The following is a 20,082-nucleotide window of genomic DNA, read 5'->3' on the forward strand; positions in this document are numbered from 1 at the left end:
GGAGCGGGCGCCGTCGCACCCGGGCCCGGCCGGTCAGCCGCGCCAGGGCAGTTCCGCGGTGACCGTCGTCGGACCACCGGCGGGGGAGTCGACGACCAGGACGCCGTCGACCGCGTCCAGCCGCTCCGCGAGACCCGCCAGCCCCGAACCGCCGCCCGTGCTCGCGCCGCCCCGGCCGTCGTCGGTGACCTGGAGCATCAGCCGCCCGTCCGTGTGCCACACCTCGATCGACGCCCGGGTGGCCCGGGCGTGCTTGCTGACGTTCTGGAGGAGTTCGGAGACCGTGAAATAGGCGATGCCCTCGATCGCCGGGGCCGGCCGGGCCGGCAGGTCCACCTCGACCTGCACCGGGACCGCGCACCGCGAGGCGATCGCCGACAGCGCCGCGTCCAGGCCCCGGTCGGTGAGCACCGCGGGGTGGATGCCGCGGGCCAGGTCGCGCAGTTCCTGCAACGCCACCTTCACCTCGCCGTGCGCCTCGTCCACCATGCGGGCGGCCGCCTCGGGGTCCTCGGCCAGCTTCTCCTTCGCGAGCCCGAGGTCCATGGCCAGCGCGACGAGGCGGGCCTGCGCCCCGTCGTGCAGGTCGCGTTCGATGCGCCGCAGGTCGGCGGCGGCCGTGTCGACGACCACCCCGCGGTCCGACTCCAGCTCGCTGACCCTGCTGTCGAGGGCGGACCGGCCGAGCAGGCCGGACACCATCAGCCGGTCCACCGACACCAGGGCCCGGGTGACCCAGGGGCAGGCGATCACGAGGACCAGGCCTATCGCGCTGATCAGAGCCATCTCCAGCGGGGTGTTCAGGTAGACCTGGTTGTCCATGTCGCTGTAGAGCTGGACGCCCTTCGAGCCGTCCGCGTGCGTGACGGCCCATCCGTACAGCGGGTACGTGAGGGCTGCCAGGCCGTACGACCAGAACACCACCGCCACGCTGAACGAGAAGACCGCCCACGGCATGTGCAGCACCCCGTACAGCAGGTGCCGCCAGGACACCCCGCTCTTCAGGACCGCCCCGATCCAGCCCATCGCACCGGGCCTGGCCTTGCGCAGAGCCTGCGGCGGCGGCACGTCCAGCCCCAGCAGCACCCGGGCCCGGGCCCGTTCCAGCGCGCCGAAGCCCCGGAACAGGGCGAGCCCACCGGCCAGTACGGGGATGCCGAGGAAGGTCACCAGCAGCCCGGCCCCCAGCGAGATGGTGCTCACCGCGAGGACGAAGGCCACCATGGCCAGCGGCAGGCCGCACACCACGTACGCGAGCTCACGCCAGGCCCGGCCCTCGAACGGCGCGCGCAGTACCGGCGGAACGCGATGTTCCCGGGGACCGTGGTCCCGGGTGCGAGGGGCGTAGTCCGTGGCCATGATGCCGTCCGTTTCTTCCGTGCGGAACGCTGCCGCCGCCGGGCCGGATGCCCGGTGGTTGTGCTTGTCCAAGACTGCTGGTCCGCGACGCCCCGGACCATGAGGTAAAGCTCCGTCCTTCCCGGGGGTTTACCCCACCCCCGGCCCCGCGCCGCATCGCAGGGCACCCCCTGCCGTCTACCGCACCCGGTGCCCCTGCCCGTCGGCGGCGACCCGCCCGCCCGCCCGTCGTCCCCCGTCGCGCGTCTCCCCCGGCGCCCGCTCCCGCCAGGGCAGTTCCGCCGTCACGGTCGTCCCCGCGCCCGGCGGCGAATCCACCGTCAACAGCCCGTCCACCGCCCCCAGCCGGTCCGCGAGCCCCGCCATCCCGGTACCGCCGTCCAGCCGCGCACCGCCGAGCCCGTCGTCCCGGACCTGGATCAGCAACCGGCTGCCGGACCGCCACACGTCGACCGACGCGGACCGCGCCCGGCTGTGTTTGCTGACGTTCTGGAGCAGCTCGGAGACCGTGAAGTACGCGATGCCCTCGATGGCCTCCGCCGGCCGCTCACCGAGCTCCGTCGTCACCTGCACCGGGACCGTGCACCGCGAGGCGATCGCCGACAGGGCCGCGTCCAGGCCCCGGTCGGTGAGCACCGCGGGGTGGATGCCACGGGCCAGGTCGCGCAGTTCCTGCAACGCCAGCTTCACCTCGCCGTGCGCCTCGCCGACCATCCTCGCCGCGGTCTCCGGGTCGTCCAGCAGCTTCTCCTTCGCCAGCCCGAGCCCCATCGCGAGGGCGACGAGGCGGGCCTGCGCCCCGTCGTGCAGGTCGCGTTCGATGCGCCGCAGGTCGGCGGCGGCCGTGTCGACGACCACCCCCCGGTCGGACTCCAGCTCCGCGATGCGCCGCTCCAGCTCGCCCGACGGCGACAGCAGCCCCCGGACCATCGCCCGGTCCACGTTGGTCAGCCCCCGGGCCACGTACCCCAGTACCGGCCACAGCAGCACCGTGCTCACCAGCGCCACCGTGAACGTCAGGATTCCCCACGGCAGCCGGATCACCGAGTACAGCACCGACCGCCAGCCCACCGGGTCCTTCAGCGCGGTCCACAGCCAGGGGAAGAGACCGTCCTGCGTGCGGGCCGCCCTGAGCGGGCTCGGCTCGTCCACCCGCACCCCGAGGAGTACGCGCGCGCGTGCCCGCTCCCACCGGCCGATCCGCCGGGCCGCCACCAGCCCCGCGGCCAGCAGCGGCAACCCGATCACCGTGACGGCGAGGCCGCTGCCGAGCACCATGACGATCACCGTCACGACGAACCCGATCAGGGCCGCCGGGAGGTCGAGCAGCAGATGCGCGACCTCCTTCCACATGTGCCGGTCGAAGGCGAAGGCGCGGGTCGGAGGGGGTTCGGAGCCGGGCGTAGGTGCACCGGAGCTGGCGGTCATGCGCCCCAGCCTGCCGGGCCGCGCAACCCCGCGCCATGGGGTGGGCGGGGGAGCCGGGGTGGGGACAACCCCACCCCGGCCCTCCCGGCGGGCCCTCGTTCCCCGGACGCGAGCACGCACCGGACCTTCGCCAAGTTCCCGGCTCATCCGGCACCGGCGAAGCCGCAACCAGGCCCTAGACTCCCGTGCGTGACAGATCGACGACCGGAGGGACGGGACGTGCCGGAACCGACCGTGCCGATCGAAGGGCGGCGGCGCACGTGAGGCCGCAGGACGCGATGCCACAGCCCGCGGCGGACGCCCCCGTGCTCGCCGCCGACTACTTCCAGAGCTACTCGGTGGTCGGCCTGCTCGCGGCCCTCGGCGTGCTCTTCGTCGCGGTGGCCTTCGGGGCGGGTCGCCTGCTGCGCCCCGTGGTGCCCACCCCCGAGAAGCTCATGACGTACGAGTGCGGAGTCGACCCCGTCGGCGAGGGCTGGGCGCACACCCAGGTCCGTTACTACGTCTACGCGTTCCTGTACGTGATCTTCGCCGTCGACTCGATCTTCCTCTTCCCGTGGGCGACGGTCTTCGCGGCGCCCGGCTACGGCGCCACGACTCTGGTCGAGATGTTCGTCTTCCTCGGCTTCCTGGCCGTGGGCCTGCTGTACGCATACAAGAAGGGCGTCCTCGAATGGACGTGACCCCCGCCGTGACCCCCGCCGCAACTCCCGCTCCGGACCCGAAGGGCGCACCGGTGGACCTCCCCGCGCCGCAGCGCCTCGGAGTCCTCTCCCGCCTCGCGCCCGAGCCGATGAAGGTGGTCCTCAACTGGGGCCGCCGCTACAGCCTCTGGGTGTTCAACTTCGGCCTGGCCTGCTGCGCGATCGAGTTCATCGCGGCGTCCATGGCCCGCCACGACTTCATCCGGCTCGGCGTGATCCCCTTCGCGCCCGGCCCGCGCCAGGCCGACCTCATGATCGTCTCGGGCACCGTCACCGACAAGATGGCCCCGGCCGTCAAGCGGCTGTACGAGCAGATGCCCGAACCCAAGTACGTGATCTCCTTCGGCGCCTGCTCCAACTGCGGCGGCCCGTACTGGGACTCGTACGCCGTCACCAAGGGCGTCGACCAGATCATCCCGGTCGACGTGTACGTACCCGGCTGCCCGCCCCGTCCCGAAGCGCTGCTCCAGGGCATCCTCAAGCTCCAGGAGAAAATCGCCCGCGAGTCCCTCGCCGACCGCTACGGGAACTCGGCGGGCCGCCCGTCCGTTGCCTATCTGCAGAGCGACCTGGTGAGCCCTCCGCCCGCACCCGCACCGGGAGTTGGTGGCCAGTGAGCGCCTACGACGGCCTGCCCGACTCCGTCACCGAGGTCTTCGGCGAGGAGGCCACGGCCGGGCACGCGTACGACCTGCTGACCGTCGACGTGCCCGCCGGCTCGTGGATCACCGCCCTGGAGACCGCCAGGGACGAGCTCGGGTGCACGTACTTCGACTGGCTCAGCGCGGTCGACGAGCCCGGCACCGGTTTCCTCGTCTCCGCCCACGTGGTCTCCCTCGAAGGCCGTACGGTACGCCGCCTGCTCATCCGTACGACCGTGCCGCACAGCGCCGCCGTCCTGCCCACGGCCACCGGGGTCTACGCGGGCGCGGGCTGGCACGAGCGCGAGACACACGAGATGTTCGGCATCGCGTTCACCGACCACCCGCACCTCGCGCCGCTCCTCCTCCCGGACACCTTCGAGGGCCACCCCCTGCGCAAGGATTTCGTGCTGGCCGCCCGCGTCGCCAAGGCGTGGCCCGGTGCGAAGGAGCCCGGCGAGTCGGACCACGGCGGCCCCAAGCGGCGGCAGATGCTCCCGCCGGGCGTCCCCGACCCGAACGAATGGGGCCCCCTCAAGGGACAACTCCCGGCCGCCGCGGCCCGCCCGGCCCGGGGCGCCCGAGCCGCGGGCGCCGGCGCCCGCACGGGAGCGGCCACGGACCGCCCCGCCCGCCGCACCCGCAGCGCGACCGAGGGCTCGGCGTCGCAGGCATCGCCGGACACCACGTCGGGTGCGCCGGCTGCCCCTGCGGCTGCGGCTGGCACGACCCGGCGTTCCCGCAGCGTGACCGAGGGTTCGGCATCCCAGTCGCCGGGAGCGGCTTCGGACACACCGGCTTCGCAGACGGCCGCTCCGGCCCGTCGTTCCCGCAGCGTGAGCCAGGGTTCGGCATCGCAGGCCGCCGCACCGGGGTCCGGGACGCAGACGCCTCCCGACTCCGGACCTGCCTCATCCGAACCCTCCGTCACGGAGCCCGCCGCCCAGGCACGCCCCGCGTCGGAGCGGACACCGGCGGAGCGCAGCGTGTCCGAGCCGGTTGTGTCCGAGCCGGTTGTGTCCGAGCTGGGCGTGTCGGCGTCAGAGGTGTCCGAGCCGGGTGTGTCTGAGCCAGACGTGTCCGAGCCCGGCATGACCGAGCCGCGCGTGTCCGAGCCCGACGCACCGGATCCCGGCACGACGGGGTCCGCCACCCCGGAGGCGGCCGTACCGGAGCCCGACGCAGCGCAGTCCGCCGTACCGGAATCCGCCCGGCCGGAGGCCGCCCTACCGGACTCCGCCCCTCCGGCGGTACGCAGCTTCGACGCCCCGTGGCACCATGCCCGCCCCGCTTTCGAGGACCCGGCCCTCGCCCGGCGCGCCGACCCGGGCCCAGAGCCCACCCACCGGACCGGCCAGGAGGGGGACCGCCCGGCCGCGGCCGACGCAGACACCACCGACCGTCTGCCCGAACCCGACGCGGGCACCTCCAAGCACCGGAACGAGCCCGAGCCCGACACCGCCGCCCGCCGAACCGAGCGCAACGCGGACACCACCGGCCGCCGGCCCGCGCCCGAGCCCGAGCCCGAGCCCGACGACACTCCACCCACCCCCGCCGGAGGCGATCCCGCGTGAACGACGTACTCGACGTCGCCCTCCGCCTGCTCCTCGTCTTCGTCCTCTTTCTGGTCCTGCCCCTGCTGGTCGGCCAGACCGAGCACAAGGTGATGGCGCACATGCAGGGCCGCCTCGGTCCCATGTACGCGGGCGGCTTCCACGGCTGGGCCCAGCTCGTCGCCGACGGCGTGAAGTTCGCGCAGAAGGAAGACATCGTCCCCGCCGGGGCCGACCGCCGTATCTTCCAGCTCGCCCCCGCCCTCGCGCTCCTCCCGTACCTCCTGGTGCTGCTCGTCATCCCCATCGGCCCGAGCGAGAGCGCCGTCGGTCAGCACATCGACGCGGGCATCTTCTACGTGCTCGCCGTCATGGGCGTCGGCGTGCTCGGTTCCCTGATGGCGGGCTGGGCCTCGGCCAACAAGTTCTCGCTCCTCGGCGGTCTGCGCACCGCCGCGCAGCTCCTCGCGTACGAACTCCCCATGCTGCTCGCCGCCGCCTCCGTGGCGATGGCGGCCGGCACGGTCTCCCTCGGCGGCATTCTGAACGCCTGGGAGTGGTGGTGGCTGCCCTGGCAGATCATCGGCGCGCTCGTCTTCTTCACCGCCGGACTCGCGGAGCTGCAACGCCCGCCGTTCGACGCCCCGATCGCCGACTCGGAGATCATCTTCGGCGCGTACACGGAGTACACGGGCCTGCGCTTCGCGCTGTTCCTGCTCGCCGAGTACGCGGGCATCGTCATCGTCTGCGGCCTGACCACCGTCCTGTTCCTCGGCGGCTGGCACGGACCCTGGGGGGCCGACGGCCTCGGCTGGGTCTGGACCCTGCTCAAGACCGCGGTCCTCGCGTTCGTCGTGATCTGGCTGCGGGTCAGTTACCCGCGCCTGCGCGAGGACCAGCTCCAGAAGCTGTCCTGGACCGTACTCATCCCGCTCGCACTCGCGCAGATCGCGCTCACCGGCATCGTGAAGGTGGCGATCCAGTAGTCATGGCACCCATCCCCGGGAGCGGCCTGGCCAAGGGCCTCGCCGTCACCCTCCGCACGATGACGAAGAAGACCGTCACCGCGCAGTACCCCGAGACCCAGCCCGAACTCCCGCCCCGCACGCGCGGGGTGATCGGCCTGTTCGAGGAGAACTGCACGGTCTGCATGCTGTGCGCCCGAGAATGCCCCGACTGGTGCATCTACATCGACTCCCACAAGGAGACGATGCCGCCCGCCGCCCCCGGCGGACGCGAGCGCAGCCGCAACGTCCTCGACCGCTTCGCGATCGACTTCTCGCTGTGCATGTACTGCGGGATCTGCATCGAGGTCTGCCCCTTCGACGCCCTGTTCTGGTCGCCGGAGTTCGAGTACGCGGAAACCGACATCCACGAACTCACCCACGAGCGGGACAAGCTCCGCGAGTGGATGTGGACCGTACCGGAGCCCCCCGCCCTCGATCCGGGCGCGGAGGAACCGAAGGAGATCGCGGCCGCCCGCAAGACCGCCGACAAGCTCGAAGCGCAGCAGGCGGCGGAGGCCGAAGCGGCCCGGGGACAGCAGACCGCCCGGGAACAGGAGGGACCGGCGTGATCACGACCACCAGCGTCCTCGCCGCGACAGGCCCCGGCTTCCTCTCCCCGAGCGGCGTCGAGATCGCGTTCCTGCTCGTCGGCGTCGTCACCCTCGGCGCGGCGGTCATCACGGTCACCACCAAGCAGCTCGTGCACGCCGCCCTGTGGCTGGTCGTCGCCCTCGGCGGCCTCGCCGTCGAATACCTGCTGCTCACGGCCGAGTTCATCGCCTGGGTCCAGGTCCTGATCTACGTCGGCTCCGTCGTCGTCCTTCTCCTGTTCGGCCTGATGCTCACCAGAGCTCCCATCGGCCGCTCACCGGACGCGGACTCGGGCAACCGCCCGGTCGCCCTCGCGGTGGCCGTCGCGGCGGGCGCGGCCCTCGTCTGGGTGGTCGTCGACGCGTTCCGCCACACCTGGATCGACCTGGAAGGGCCCGTCCAGGGCTCCACCGAGGTGACCGGCCGGATCCTCTTCCAGCACTGGGTGCTCCCCTTCGAAGCGCTCTCCGTCCTGCTGCTGGCGGCGCTGGTCGGAGCGATCGTCCTCTCCCGCAAGAACGCGGCGGCCGCCGAGCCCGGCACCACGGGTGGGCCCGGGTCCGCCGGTGAGCCCGGGAGGCCGAACCCGGGCCGACGGACGCGGACCCCCGGCCGGCCCGCGAAGGAGACCCGCAGCCGGCCGGCGCAGGAGGCCCCCGGCCGCCCCCCGACGGCGGATCCCAGCGAGCCGCCGCAGAAGGAGCAGCGCTGATGCACCTCGCCTACCCGGCGGTCCTCGCCGCCCTCCTCTTCTGCGTCGGCCTGTACGGAGTCCTCGCCCGCCGCAACGCGATCCTGGTCCTGATGTCCGTCGAGCTGATGCTCAACGCCGTCAACCTCAACCTGGTCGCCTTCGACGTCTGGCTCCGTGACACCCTGCACTCCGGCCAGGCCCTCACCCTCTTCACCATCGCCATCGCCGCCGCCGAGATCGGCATCGGGCTGGCGATCGTCCTGATGGTGTACCGCAACCGCGGCACCTCGGACATCGACAAGCTCCGCGACACCGCCGAGACGGCAGGCGAAGACCACGACCCCGACGACGCCACCGAAGCCCCCGACGGCCCGGCACAGAAGGCAGAGGCCGCCGCGTGACCACCCCGACCCTCGCCGTCCTCGTCCCCCTGCTCCCGTTCCTGGGCGCCGCCGCCGGCCTGCTCGTCGGGCGCAGGGCCGGCGGCTTCGCACGCCCGCTGGCGATCCTCCCGACGCTCGCCGCACTGGCCCTCGCGCTCACCGTCGCCGTGCACCAGGGCGGCGGGAAGGTGATCGACGCCGCCACCCGGCTCACCCCGACCGGCTCCGTCCCCATCGACCTCGCCCTGCACATCGACGGCTTCGCGGCCCTCGTCGCCGTCCTGGTGACCGTCGTCGCGACCTGCGTCCAGGTCTACTCGACGGCCTACCTGCGCGACGACCCCCGCTACGCCTCGTACGCGGCACTCGTCTCCCTCTTCACCTCCGCGATGCTGCTCGTCGTCTACTCCGGCGACCTGATGGTGCTGCTGGTCGGCTGGGAGGTCATGGGCATCTGCTCGTACTTCCTCGTCGGCCACTACTGGGAGACGCCCGAAGCCCGCGCCGCCTCCCTCAAGGCGTTCCTGGTCACCAAGCTCGGCGACGTCCCCTTCCTGTTCGGCCTGTTCGCCCTCGCCGCCGACGCCGGTACGTTCCGCATCACCGGCATCCTGGACACCGTCGCCACCGGCGGCCTCCAGCACCCCACGGTCATCGCGCTTCTCCTCATCGCGGGTGTGGCGGGCAAGTCGGCGCAGTTCCCGCTGCACACCTGGCTGCCGGACGCGATGGCGGGCCCCACGCCCGTCTCCGCGCTGATCCACGCCGCGACGATGGTCGCCGCCGGCGTCTACTTCGTGGCCCGCCTCCTTCCCGTCTTCGCCGCCTCCGCCGCCGCCATGACCGTCCTGGCGGTGCTGGCCGCGGTCACCATGGTCGGCTCGGCCCTCGCCGCCCTTGCCCAGGACGACATCAAACGCGTCCTGGCGTACTCGACGATCGGCCAGCTCGGTTACATGACCGGCGCCCTCGCCGTCGGCGACCGCGGTGCCGCCGTCTTCCACCTCCTGTCGCACGGTGCGTTCAAGGCCCTCCTCTTCCTCGGCGCCGGCGTGATCATCCACGCCGCCGGCACCAACTCCCTGTCCGCCATGTCCCGCATGGGCGGCCTTCCGAAGCGCATCCCGGACGCCTACTGGACGATGACGATCGCGCTCCTCGCCCTCGCCGCGATGCCCCCGTTCGCCGGCTTCTTCTCCAAGGAAGCCGTCCTGGTCGCCGCCGAACACACCGCCCTCGGCGACTCCGTCACCGCCCCGGCCGGCGCCGGCTGGATCGTCCTGCTCTCCGGTCTGCTCACCGCACTCCTCACCGCCGCGTACGCCACCCGCCTCTGGCTCCTCGCCTTCCGCGGCCACGGCCCCGCCGCCCCGGACCACGGCCGTCAGCCGATCGCGATGAGCGCGGTCCTGTGGGTCCTCGCCGTCCCCTCCCTCGCCCTCGGCCTGGCCGTCGGACAGCTCGCGGGCTGGTTCGACGTGCACGCCCTCACCCCCACCGTCACCACCGCCGTCCTCGGCACCGGCGTCGCCGCCGTGGGCGGCATCATGACGTACGCCGCCTGGCGCGCCCTGCGCTACCGGGCGGACGGCAGCGTGCCCCTCGGCGCGGTCGCCGCGCACCCGGACGCGGACCCCGCCACCTCCGAGGAGGCGGCCATCGCCACCCTTCCCCGAGCTCTCAACTCCGTTCGAGCAGGGGAGACCCCATCGGCGGCCTACGGCGACCTCGCCCCAGCCCCCGACCCCGGCGACCCCGGCCGTCTCCTCCTCGGCCCCCTGCACCGCCACGCGGCCACCGGCTTCCACCTGGACGCCCTCTACGCCACCCTTTTCGTCCGTCCGGTACGGGCCGCCGCCGAACTGGTCCGCTTCCTGGACCGCGAGGTCGTCGAGACCTACGTACGAGGCGCCCGCACCCTCCCGCGCTGGCTCGGCACCGCCGTCCGGCGTGCCCAGACCGGCAACGTGCAGACCTACCTCGGCGCCCTGCTCGCCGGGTCCGTCGTCCTGGCGATCGCCGCCGTCCTCGTCGCCGCCGCCGGAGCGTGAGCCATGATCGATATCAGCGAATCCGTGATGCAGTTCCTCCTGGCGTTGATCGTCGCCGGCCCGCTCGTCGGCGCGGCCGCCGCCCTCCTCCCGGCACCCCCGGGGCTCAAGGGCAAGAGCCCCGACCAGGCCGTCCTGCGGCACGGGATCGTCGTCACCGGCGCCGTCCTCCTCGCCGCGATCGTCCTCGTGCTCGGCTTCGACCACAGCCGCCCCGCGAGGATGCAGGCGACGACCAACCTCCACTGGATTCCGGCGCTCGACATCCGGATCCACCTCGGCGTCGACGGCATCTCGCTCCCCCTCCTCGTGCTGACCGCGCTACTGACCTTCCTCTGCGCGCTCTACAGCTACTTCAAGATGCCCGCGGGCCCGTCCCCGAAGGCATTCGTCGCGCTCCTGCTCGTCCTGGAGTCCGGCACCCTCGCCACCTTCGCCGTCCTCGACCTGATCCTGTTCTTCCTGGCCTTCGAGATGGTCCTCATCCCGATGTACTTCCTCATCGCACGCTGGGGAGGCGCCCAACGCACGCGGGCGGCCTGGAAGTTCATCCTCTACACCCTGCTCGGCTCCGTCGTGATGCTGCTCGGCCTCCTCCTCATCGGCCTGAAGTCCGGCACATTCGACATGGTGGCACTCGCCACTGACAACGGCCGCGGCCTGACAACGTCCGTGCAGGTCACAGCAGTTCTCGCGATCGCCGCCGGCCTCGCGGTCAAGACCCCGATGTGGCCCCTGCACAGCTGGCTCCCGGACGCCCACACGGCCGCCCCGACCGTCGGTTCGGTCCTCCTCGCCGGAGTGCTGCTGAAGATGGGCACGTACGGTTTCGTCCGCATCGCCCTGCCGATCGCCCCCGAAGGCATGCACACCTTCGCCCCCTACCTGGCCGCCTTCGCGGTCGTGGGCATCGTCTACGGATCCCTCGCCTGCCTCTCCCTGGCCCGCAAGGGGAACAACGGCGACCTGAAGCGCCTCATCGCGTACTCCTCCGTCGGCCACATGGGCTTCGTCCTCCTCGGCATCGCCTCGATGACCCCCACCGGCGTCAACGGCGCACTCTTCGCCAACATCGCCCACGGCCTGATCACCGGCCTGCTGTTCTTCCTGGTCGGCGCGCTCAAGGACCGCTACGGCACCGCGGACCTGGACACCCTCGCCGGGGCCACCGGCGCCGCCCTCTACGGCAGCGCCCCCCGCTTCGGCGCCCTCCTGGCCTTCGGCGCCGTCGCCTCCCTCGGACTGCCCGGACTCGCCGGATTCTGGGGCGAGATGCTCACCATGTTCGGCGCGTTCGACCCCGCCGAAGGGCTCAGCCGACCCGCGTTCCTCACCTTCATGGCCGTCGCCGGCTTCGGGACGCTCCTCACCGCCGCGTACCTGCTGATCGTCGTGCGCCGCGTCTGCATGGGGCAGCGGCGGGCGAACGCCGGACCCGTCGCCGACGTCCAGGGCTACGAGTTCGCCGCCTGGACCCCGCTCGTCGCCCTCACCGTCCTCGCCGGCCTCTGGCCCGCAGTCCTCCTCGGCCTCACCGACCCGGCCGTCCAGAAGCTCCTCGCAGGAGGCAAGTCGTGACCGTGGCCGCAGAAGCCGTCACCGTGGCCGTCACCGGTGCCACCGGCCCCGCCCGGACGGCCGCCGAGTCCGTCGTCCAGAGCATCGACTGGCTCGCCATCCTCCCGCCCGTCGTCGTGGCGGCCGTCGCCCTCCTGGTCCTGGTCGCCGACCTCTTCGTACGGGAGAGCCGCAAGCACCTGCTGGGCCTCGCCTCGGTCGCGGGCCTCGTCGTCGCACTGCTCGCCCTGATCCCCCTCCGCAAGGGCGACCGCACCACCTTCTGCCTGGTCGACGACGCCACGGCGTGCAGCTACACCGCCGACCACTTCGCCCTGGCCGTCCAGGCCCTCGTCCTCGGCGGCGCCCTGCTCACCGCACTTCTGTCGATCACCGCCGCCAAGGACGACACACGGATCCCCGCGGGCGAGTACTGGTTCCTGCTGCTGTCCTCCGCGGCCGGAGCGGCCCTGCTGCCCGCCTCCCGCGACCTCGCCACCCTCGTCGTCGCCCTCGAAGTCGCCTCCCTGCCCGCCTTCGCCCTCGTCGGGCTGCGCCGTGGCGACAAGCGGTCCTCCGAAGCGGCCCTGAAGTTCTTCCTCTCCTCGGTCACCGCGACCGCCGTCATGCTTCTCGGCGTCAGCTTCGTGTACGCGACGACCGGCACGATGCACCTCACCGAGATCGCCACCCGCCTCGACGACGTCCCCGCCCAGCTCGACACCCTCGCCCAGGCGGGCGTCGCGCTGACCCTCGTCGGCTTCGCCTTCAAGACCGCCGCGGCGCCCTTCCACTTCTGGGTCCCCGACACCTACGTCGGCGCACCCCTCCCGGTCGCCGCCTACCTGTCCGTCGTCGGCAAGGCGGTCGGCTTCTCGGGGCTCATCCTCGTCACCGTCGTCGCCTTCCCGTCGTACGCCGACGTCTGGGGCCCGGCGCTCGCCGTCCTCGCGGCTCTCACCATGACCGTCGGCAACGTCGCCGCCCTGCGCCAGTCCGCCACCCGCGCGCGTGGCGCGATCCGGCTCCTCGCCTGGTCGTCCGTCGGACAGGCCGGCTATCTCCTGGTCCCGATCGCGGCGGCCGCCTACACCAGCGACACCCAGATCGGCTCCACCGTCGCGTACGCCCTGATGTACGCCGTCGTGAACCTCGGCGCGTTCGCCGTGGCCGCCGTCGTCGCCCGTACGAGGCCCCTGCACCGGCTCGCCGACTACCGGGGCCTGTACGCCACCAACCCCCTGGCCGCGCTCGCCCTGGGCTTCTTCCTGCTGTGCCTGGCCGGCCTGCCCCCGGGCATCATCGGCCTCTTCGCGAAGGTCGCCGTCTTCTCGGCCGCGGTCGACGCGGGCCTCGGCTGGCTGGCCGTCGTCATGGCCGTGAACGTCGTGATCGCGCTGTTCTACTACCTCCAGTGGACGGCACTGCTCTTCCGCACCCCCGACGGCGCACCGGCCTCCCAGGAGTCCGCAGCGGGCACCCCGGCGCCCGCAGAGGGCGGAGGAGCGCCCCGTCGGCCCGCGCTCCCCGTCCCCGTTCCCCTCGCGCTGGCGATCGTCCTGACCTTCGCCGCCGGCATCGTCCTCTCCGGCGTCCCGCAGCTCATCCTCCGCTTCGCCACCGGCAACCTCTTCCAGTAGCCGCGCCCCACCCACCCGAACGGCTCAGCCCCCCTCCTTGATGCACAAGGGAACTAGCGACCTCCGCCTGGCGTTGACCAGGTAAGGAAGGTCCACTGACCAGTGGAAGAACCACCGACTCAGGTGTTCCCCTGCCGCACCATCTGGAGGGCGTACCGTGCACCGCCGGCACAACGGGTTGAAGACAGCCGCACTCCTCGGGGGACTGTCCGCGCTCATCCTCGTCATCGGCAGCTTCTTCGGCCGTACGGGACTGCTCGTCGCGCTCTGCGTGGCACTCGGCACCAACGCGTACGCGTACTGGAACAGCGACAAGCTGGCCCTGCGCGCCATGCGCGCCCGCCCCGTCAGCGAGTTCGAGGCGCCCCAGCTCTACCGCATGGTCCGCGAGCTCTCCACCGCCGCCCGCCAGCCGATGCCCCGCCTCTACATCTCGCCCACCCAGGCCCCCAACGCCTTCGCCACCGGCCGCAACCCGCGCAACGCCGCGGTCTGCTGCACCGAGGGCATCCTCCAGATCCTCGACGAACGCGAACTGCGCGGCGTCATCGGTCACGAACTCAGTCACGTCTACAACCGGGACATCCTGATCTCCTCGGTCGCCGGAGCCCTCGCCTCCGTCGTGATGTTCCTGGTCAACTTCGCGTGGCTGATCCCCGTCGGCAGGTCCAACGACAACGAGGGCCCCGGCATCTTCGGCATGCTGCTGATCATGATCCTGGGCCCCATGGCCGCCTCGATCATCCAGCTCGCCGTCAGCCGCTCCCGCGAATACGAGGCCGACGCCTCCGGCGCCCAGCTCACCGGCGATCCCCTCGCCCTGGCCAGCGCATTGCGCAAGCTCGACGCGGGTACGAAACAACTGCCGCTGCCCCCCGAACCGCGGATCGAGACCGCGAGCCACATGATGATCGCGAACCCGTTCCGTCCCGGCGGGGGCACGGCGAAGCTGTTCTCGACCCACCCGCCCATGGCGGAACGCATCGCCCGACTCGAACGGATGGCAGGCCCCCGCCCGTGAAGACACTCCTCAACCTCATCTGGCTGGTCCTGAGCGGCTTCTGGCTCTTCCTGGGCTACCTGGTCGCCGGACTCCTGCTGTGCGTCACGGTCATCGGCATCCCGTTCGGCCTGGCCGCCTTCCGCATCGGCCTGTACGCCCTGTGGCCCTTCGGGCAGACCGTCGTGGACCGCCGGGACGCGGGCGCCCCGTCCTGCGTCGGCAACGTCCTGTGGCTGGTCCTCGCGGGCTGGTGGCTGGCGCTCGGTCACATCGTCACCGGCATCGCCCTGTGCGTCACGGTCATCGGCATTCCGTTCGGCGTCGCCAACTTCAAACTCATCCCGGTGTCCCTGCTGCCGCTGGGCAAGGAGATCGTCCCCACCGACCAGCCCTTCGGCGCCCGCTGACCTGCGCAACCCCCGCGCCGTCGGCTGCGTCCTCCTCTACGAGAGAACACACGTGTCACGCGCGCGCACCGCACGAACCCACGGGGGACCCACATGAGCATCGTCGGCTGGATCGTCCTCGGCCTGATTGCCGGAGTCATCGCCAAGGTCCTGCTGCCCGGCCGCGACCCGGGCGGGCTGGTCGGCACCACACTGATCGGCATCGCGGGCGCCTTCCTCGGCGGCTGGATCTCCACCCGCTTCCTCGACCGGGAGATCGCCAACCAGTTCTACGACGGTCCGACCTGGATCGCGGCCGTCGGCGGCTCGCTCGTCCTGCTCATCGCCTACCGGCTACTCTTCGGCCACTCCCGCTCGCACCGGTGACGGCGCCGACGCCGGTCAGCCGAGTCCCGTCACCCGCAACGTGATGTTCAGCCGGCCACCGGCCAGCCCGGTCGCCGGATCACCCGTCCCGGGCCGCACCTTCGGCACCCCGTGGTACGCGAAGCGCGAAGGCCCCCCGAACACGAAGAGATCCCCGGACCCCAGCTCCACGTCCCGGTAGGGGCGACCGCGGTTCTCCGTATTGCCGAAACGGAAGACGCAGCTGTCGCCGATGCTCAGCGACACCACCGGCGCACCGGACCGCTCCTCCCGGTCCTGGTGCATGCCCATCCGGGCGTCGCCGCCATAGAAGTTGATCAGCCCGGCGTCCGGGGCGTATCCGTCCGCCGCGTGCTCGTCCAGGTAGGCGTCGACCAGCGCGCGCCGGCCCAGGTCGGCCAGCCAGTCCGGGAAAGCGGCAACCCGCGCGCCGTTGACGTCGTCCGCCGTGCGCGAGTAGCGGTACGGCTGCCAGTGCCACCCCACGCCCACCGAGCGCACCGACATGACCCCGCCGCCCGGCAGCTTCGTCCGCCGGATCGGCACCGGCCCACGAGCCCACTCGCGGCACACCACGACCAGCTCCCGCTGCTGCTCCGCCGACAGCCACCCGGGCACGTGCACGGCCCCGGGCGCCACCTCCTCCCGCGGCAACGAGAACAGCCCGCTCACCACGGCCCCTCGCTCACGACGGCCTCCCGCTCACGCCAATCCCGCTCACGCCAATCGCACACCGGCGCCTCCCGCCGCCGAGCGCCTCCCGCTCACGCCCGCGTGCCCGCCTCCAGGTCCAGCAGCCACCGCTTGCGTTCCAGCCCGCCCGCGTACCCCGCCAGCGACCCGTCCGCCCCGAGGATCCGGTGACAGGGTCGCAGCACCAGCAGCGGATTGCGCCCGATCGCGGTGCCGACCGCCCGGACCGCCGGCCGGGATGCCCCGATCGACGCGGCGAGCTTCCCGTACGACGTCGTCTCCCCGTACGGGATCGCGTCCACCGCAGCCCACACGCGCCGCTGGAACCCGGTCCCCGAACCCTGCGCGTACGCCACATCGAACCGGCGCAGCTCCCCGGCGAAGTACGCCTTCAGCTGCTCCGCCACCGCACCGAACACCTCCGGCGCGTGCCGCCACCCGTTCTGGAGCCCGGCCCCGCCCTTCTGTCCGGGCACCGACAGCGAGCACAGGGCGACCCCGCCCGGTGCCACCGCCGACGCCTCGCCGACCAGCAGCAGCTCGCCCAGCGGGCTGTCGAGGTGCGCGTAGACCCTCATGTCCCCATCCTCTCCGCGCGGCGCCCACCGCGCTTCCCGACCCGATTCTGCGCCCCCGGCGAGCGGCGATCCGGCGGTATTCGGACACGGCTCTCCACCACGGCCGACCGGTCCCGGGCCGCGCACCCCGCCGCGCCCACGCGAACGGGGCGGCAGCCGGCCCGGAGCCGCCCACCGCCCCCGTCCGGAGACCGCTGTCGTGTCGGTGCCGCCTCAGCGGTAGTTCACGTACTGGATCGCGAAGTCGAAGTCCTTGCCCTTGAGCAGCGCCTGCACCGCCTGGAGGTCGTCCCTGCTCTTGGAGCTGACGCGCAGCTCGTCGCCCTGCACCTGCGCCTTGACGCCCTTGGGGCCCTCGTCGCGGATGATCTTGGCGACCTTCTTCGCGTTGTCCTGCGAGATGCCTTCCTCGATGGAGGCGAAGATCTTGTACTCCTTGCCGGACAGCTGCGGCTCGCCCGCGTCCAGCACCTTCAGCGAGATGCCGCGCTTGACCAGCTTGGTCTCGAAGACGTCGAGGATGGCCTTGACGCGCTCCTCGGAGTTCGCCTCCATCAGGATCTTCTCGCCGGACCAGGAGATCGAGGCGCCGACGTTCTTGAAGTCGTAGCGCTGGGAGATCTCCTTCGCGGCCTGGTTGAGGGCGTTGTCGACCTCCTGCCGCTCGACCTTCGAGACGATGTCGAAACTGGAGTCGGCCATGTCCTGTGGCTCCTTGGTGTGGGTGACGGGTACGGCGTAAAGCCTCGGGGGTACGGGGCAAAGCCTAGCCACCCGGCCGGACGCCGGGCGCGGATCAATCCGGTGGCGGAGCACCCTTGGTCATCGGGTATCGTTTACGTCGTCCCCAGGGAAAAGCGCCGCGAGGCGAAGATCCACGGAGACGTCCCATGGCGGTGTGCCCGAGTGGCCAATGGGAACGGACTGTAAATCCGTCGGCTTAGCCTACCCAGGTTCGAATCCTGGCGCCGCCACAAAAGAAGGCCCCTGAACTGCGGAAACGCGGATCAGGGGCCTTTGGGTTTTCCCTGCGGGCGACTCTCCCCCTGACCGTTCCTGGCCGCCGGTGGCCCCGGTTTCCGTCCCGGGAGTCTTGCCGGGCGGGAGCCTCGGTCCGCCGGCCGGAAGGCCAAGTCCGTCTCCCACTCGCGCGGGTCCGGCCGCAGGCGCGGGTCGGTCCTGTACGTCTTCTTCGTCACGGCGGACCGGGGCCCGTCGCGGGGCCCGGTGTTCAGTTCCCGGCCACGTCCTTCACCGCCACCGACACCGGCACGCTTCCGCCGATCAGCTCCAGCGTCAGGCCGGCCGTGGAGGGCGTCTCCAGCAGCTCGGCAAGTACGGCCGCCACGTCGTCCCGGGAGACCGGCCCGCGCCCGGTGGAGACCCCCAGCGACACCAGGCCGGTGCCCGCGTCGTCCGTCAGCATCCCCGGCCGCAGGATCGTCCAGTCCAGACCGTCCCGGCCCCGGACGTCTGCGTCCGCCGCCCCCTTGGCCCGCAGGTACACGTCGAAGACGTCGTCGCCCGGGTGCTGGGGGTCGGCGCCCATCGAGGACACCACCACATAGCGGCGCACCCCCGCCCGCTGTGCCGCGTCCGCGAACAGGACCGCCGCGTCCCGGTCCACCGTGTCCTTCCGTGCGACCCCGCTGCCCGGCCCCGCCCCGGCCGCGAAGACCGCCGCCGAGGCGCCCCGGAGAACCGCCGCGACCTCCTCCACGGAGGCCGACTCCAGGTCGAGGACGACCGGTTCGGCGCCCGCCGACCGCAGGTCCTCGCTCTGCTTCGGGTCACGGACGATGCCCGCGACCTCGCCTCCGCGCGCGGCGAGCAGACGCTCCAGCCGCAACGCGATCCGACCATGTCCACCCGCGATGACAGTGCGCATGCTCCCGACCGTACGCCCACCCGGCCGCCGCCGCTCAGAGTGCCGCCCGTACCACCCTCCGAGCGGCTGTACGGGCGCCCGGCGGCCCTCAGGCGCCCGCCCCGCCTCCCCGCCCCTGGCGCGGAAGTTCGAGCTCCACGGCCGCCACCGAGTCGCAGTACTCGCGCACCGCGCTGGTCCGCGCCACCACCCGGCCCCGGTGCACCACGATCCTGCTGTACGCCAGCGACAGCACTCCCGACAGCCGCTCGCCCCGTACGGCCACCAGCTCCGCCGGGAACCCCGCCTCCAGGCGCACCTCCGGCAGCCCCATCGCCTCCCGTGCCAGCGCAGCCACCGACGCGTACGCGTCCTGCGCCCGCATCCCGCACTGCGAGGCCAGCAGGTACGCCGCCTCCAGCGGGTCCCCGCGCCCCACCGGGTTCGCCACGTCCCGCAGGGCCCCGCTGCCCGCCGCGAGCCGCACCCCGGCGGCCCGCAGCAGCCGTACCGGCGCGATCCCCCGCTGCTCCACCCCGCCGCAGCCGCCCTGCGGCTGGCACACCACGCCCACCCCGGCCGCCGCCAACTGGTCTGCCGCCCGCACCGCCACCTCCAGCGGCAGCCGGGAGAGCCCGCCGCAGGGGCCGATCGTCACCCCGGGGCGCAGGCCGCCCGCCATCGCCGCGAGCCGCGTCAGCCGGACCGGGTCGTCGCCTTCCGTGTGCAGGTCGACCGGGCGGCCCTGCTCGGCCGCCACCTCCAGCACCCGCTCCACGTACCCCGTCGGGTCCGGATCCAGGTCCGGGCAGCCGCCCACCGCCGTGGCGCCCATCTTCACGGCGTCCCGCAGCATGGCCAGGTCGTCCGCCCCGGCCGTTCCGGTCAGCAGCCGGGGGACCGCGACCGCCGACAGGTCCACCAGACCGCGCAGCGACCGCCGGGCCCGGAGCACCGCCTCCATCGGCCCGAGCCCCCGCACGTCCCCGATGCGCACATGCGAGCGCTGCGCCGTCGCCCCGTGCCCGAGCTGCAGCAGGGCGGCCTCGGTGGCGCGCCGCTGCACGTCCTGGACGGCGTACGAGACCGGTCCGTCCACGTCGGCGGTCAGCGCGGTGTCGCTGTGCGCGTGCGGCTCCGCGGGGGCGGGCAGCAGCAGGAAGCCGGCGAGATCCACGCGGGAGGCGCCGTGCGCGGAAAGGCTCCCCGCCGTGCCGACCGCTTCGATGAGCCCGTCGCTGATCCGTACGTCGACCGTGCGGCCGTCGGTGAGCCGGGCCCGGCTGAGCAGCAGTGCGGTGGTGCCGTGCCGCGGGCCGTCGTCGGAGCCGGAGCTGCCGGAGTTCCCCGGGCGGTGGGGCGGCTGCGGCTGACTGTCGGACATCGCGCTCCTGGCGGGGACTCGGACGGAGGGGACGCGGCGGGGCGGTGGCCGGCACCCAGGATCACGCAGCGTGCGGCCGAGCCTAGGGGCGGTGTTCCGGCGCTTCGGGGAGGAGCGCGAAAGTCGTACCGGAGTGGGCTCGGGTGGCCTACGGGACGGGTGGTGCGAAGGGGGCG

At 72.6% G+C, this 20,082-nt stretch carries 20 protein-coding genes and 1 tRNA gene; 14 read left to right on the forward strand and 7 right to left on the reverse strand.

All coding sequences use genetic code 11. The features are described 5' to 3' along the window. Positions 1-33: 33 nt before the first annotated feature. The gene (locus tag HNQ79_RS06480; protein WP_185028714.1) at positions 34-1,359 is read right to left on the reverse strand and encodes a sensor histidine kinase AbrC2; all 1,326 of its coding nucleotides are present in this window, start codon (positions 1,357-1,359) and stop codon (positions 34-36) included. 177 nt (positions 1,360-1,536) lie between these two features. Further along, the gene (locus tag HNQ79_RS06485; RefSeq protein WP_185027934.1) at positions 1,537-2,787 is read right to left on the reverse strand and encodes a sensor histidine kinase AbrC1; all 1,251 of its coding nucleotides are present in this window, start codon (positions 2,785-2,787) and stop codon (positions 1,537-1,539) included. A gap of 278 nt (positions 2,788-3,065) precedes the next feature. Between HNQ79_RS06485 and HNQ79_RS06490 the strand changes: the two genes are divergently transcribed. The 13 genes from HNQ79_RS06490 to HNQ79_RS06550 all read left to right on the forward strand — a co-directional run bounded on the left by HNQ79_RS06490 (position 3,066) and on the right by HNQ79_RS06550 (position 15,384). Beyond that, a complete protein-coding gene (locus tag HNQ79_RS06490) occupies positions 3,066-3,470 on the forward strand; it encodes an NADH-quinone oxidoreductase subunit A (protein WP_185027936.1) in 405 nt (134 codons plus the stop codon). Beyond that, on the forward strand, positions 3,461-4,108 hold the full coding sequence (locus HNQ79_RS06495) for an NADH-quinone oxidoreductase subunit B (protein ID WP_185027938.1): 648 nt from the start codon (positions 3,461-3,463) through the stop codon (positions 4,106-4,108). Before HNQ79_RS06490 ends, HNQ79_RS06495 begins: the two co-directional genes overlap by 10 nt. Continuing rightward, positions 4,105-5,706 carry an NADH-quinone oxidoreductase subunit C gene (locus HNQ79_RS06500; RefSeq protein WP_185027940.1) on the forward strand — a complete coding sequence of 534 codons (1,602 nt, stop codon included), beginning with the start codon at positions 4,105-4,107 and terminating at the stop codon, positions 5,704-5,706. Before HNQ79_RS06495 ends, HNQ79_RS06500 begins: the two co-directional genes overlap by 4 nt. Then, positions 5,703-6,671: a complex I subunit 1/NuoH family protein gene (locus HNQ79_RS06505; RefSeq protein WP_185027942.1), complete on the forward strand. Its 969-nt coding sequence runs from the start codon at positions 5,703-5,705 to the stop codon at positions 6,669-6,671. The genes HNQ79_RS06500 and HNQ79_RS06505 overlap by 4 nt, the downstream gene beginning before the upstream one ends. Positions 6,672-6,673: 2 nt before the next feature. Beyond that, positions 6,674-7,261, forward strand: a complete 588-nt coding sequence (locus HNQ79_RS06510) for a NuoI/complex I 23 kDa subunit family protein (RefSeq protein ID WP_185027944.1) — start codon at positions 6,674-6,676, stop codon at positions 7,259-7,261. Next, positions 7,258-7,995: an NADH-quinone oxidoreductase subunit J family protein gene (locus HNQ79_RS06515; protein WP_229923344.1), complete on the forward strand. Its 738-nt coding sequence runs from the start codon at positions 7,258-7,260 to the stop codon at positions 7,993-7,995. Before HNQ79_RS06510 ends, HNQ79_RS06515 begins: the two co-directional genes overlap by 4 nt. Beyond that, entirely contained in the window at positions 7,995-8,378 is a 384-nt protein-coding gene (gene nuoK, locus HNQ79_RS06520; protein WP_185027946.1) for an NADH-quinone oxidoreductase subunit NuoK, read from the forward strand. The genes HNQ79_RS06515 and nuoK overlap by 1 nt, the downstream gene beginning before the upstream one ends. Continuing rightward, positions 8,375-10,411 (forward strand): NADH-quinone oxidoreductase subunit 5 family protein, encoded by a 2,037-nt coding sequence (locus tag HNQ79_RS06525; RefSeq protein WP_185027948.1) that lies wholly within the window; start codon positions 8,375-8,377, stop codon positions 10,409-10,411. Before nuoK ends, HNQ79_RS06525 begins: the two co-directional genes overlap by 4 nt. 3 nt (positions 10,412-10,414) lie before the next feature. Then, complete coding sequence (locus HNQ79_RS06530; RefSeq protein ID WP_229923343.1) at positions 10,415-11,989, forward strand: complex I subunit 4 family protein; 1,575 nt, start codon at positions 10,415-10,417, stop codon at positions 11,987-11,989. Between the two features lie 2 nt (positions 11,990-11,991). Continuing rightward, positions 11,992-13,608 (forward strand): NADH-quinone oxidoreductase subunit N, encoded by a 1,617-nt coding sequence (locus HNQ79_RS06535; protein ID WP_229923365.1) that lies wholly within the window; start codon positions 11,992-11,994, stop codon positions 13,606-13,608. 157 nt (positions 13,609-13,765) lie between these two features. Continuing rightward, entirely contained in the window at positions 13,766-14,629 is an 864-nt protein-coding gene (gene htpX, locus HNQ79_RS06540) for a zinc metalloprotease HtpX (protein WP_185027953.1), read from the forward strand. Continuing rightward, a complete protein-coding gene (locus tag HNQ79_RS06545; RefSeq protein WP_185027955.1) occupies positions 14,626-15,018 on the forward strand; it encodes a YccF domain-containing protein in 393 nt (130 codons plus the stop codon). The genes htpX and HNQ79_RS06545 overlap by 4 nt, the downstream gene beginning before the upstream one ends. Positions 15,019-15,111: 93 nt before the next feature. Next, the gene (locus HNQ79_RS06550) at positions 15,112-15,384 is read left to right on the forward strand and encodes a GlsB/YeaQ/YmgE family stress response membrane protein (RefSeq protein WP_185027957.1); all 273 of its coding nucleotides are present in this window, start codon (positions 15,112-15,114) and stop codon (positions 15,382-15,384) included. 15 nt (positions 15,385-15,399) lie between these two features. Here the strand turns inward: HNQ79_RS06550 and HNQ79_RS06555 are convergent, their stop codons facing one another. From HNQ79_RS06555 to HNQ79_RS06565, 3 genes are all read right to left on the reverse strand, one after another. After that, positions 15,400-16,056 (reverse strand): alpha-ketoglutarate-dependent dioxygenase AlkB family protein, encoded by a 657-nt coding sequence (locus tag HNQ79_RS06555; RefSeq protein ID WP_373312514.1) that lies wholly within the window; start codon positions 16,054-16,056, stop codon positions 15,400-15,402. A 92-nt stretch (positions 16,057-16,148) separates the two neighbouring features. After that, on the reverse strand, positions 16,149-16,655 hold the full coding sequence (locus HNQ79_RS06560) for a methylated-DNA--[protein]-cysteine S-methyltransferase (RefSeq protein ID WP_185027962.1): 507 nt from the start codon (positions 16,653-16,655) through the stop codon (positions 16,149-16,151). Positions 16,656-16,868: 213 nt separating this feature from the next. Next, a complete protein-coding gene (locus tag HNQ79_RS06565; protein ID WP_185027964.1) occupies positions 16,869-17,357 on the reverse strand; it encodes a YajQ family cyclic di-GMP-binding protein in 489 nt (162 codons plus the stop codon). A gap of 190 nt (positions 17,358-17,547) precedes the next feature. Between HNQ79_RS06565 and HNQ79_RS06570 the strand changes: the two genes are divergently transcribed. Beyond that, a tRNA-Tyr gene (locus HNQ79_RS06570) sits at positions 17,548-17,629 on the forward strand. A gap of 257 nt (positions 17,630-17,886) precedes the next feature. On the opposite strand, the gene HNQ79_RS06575 is transcribed toward HNQ79_RS06570, so the two are convergent. Beyond that, a complete protein-coding gene (locus HNQ79_RS06575) occupies positions 17,887-18,543 on the reverse strand; it encodes an SDR family oxidoreductase (RefSeq protein WP_185027966.1) in 657 nt (218 codons plus the stop codon). 88 nt (positions 18,544-18,631) lie between these two features. Beyond that, the gene (locus tag HNQ79_RS06580) at positions 18,632-19,906 is read right to left on the reverse strand and encodes an amidohydrolase family protein (RefSeq protein ID WP_185027968.1); all 1,275 of its coding nucleotides are present in this window, start codon (positions 19,904-19,906) and stop codon (positions 18,632-18,634) included. Positions 19,907-20,082 lie beyond the last annotated feature (176 nt).

The organism is Streptomyces candidus (assembly GCF_014207445.1).
In the GTDB taxonomy this organism is placed as follows: domain Bacteria; phylum Actinomycetota; class Actinomycetes; order Streptomycetales; family Streptomycetaceae; genus Streptomyces; species Streptomyces candidus.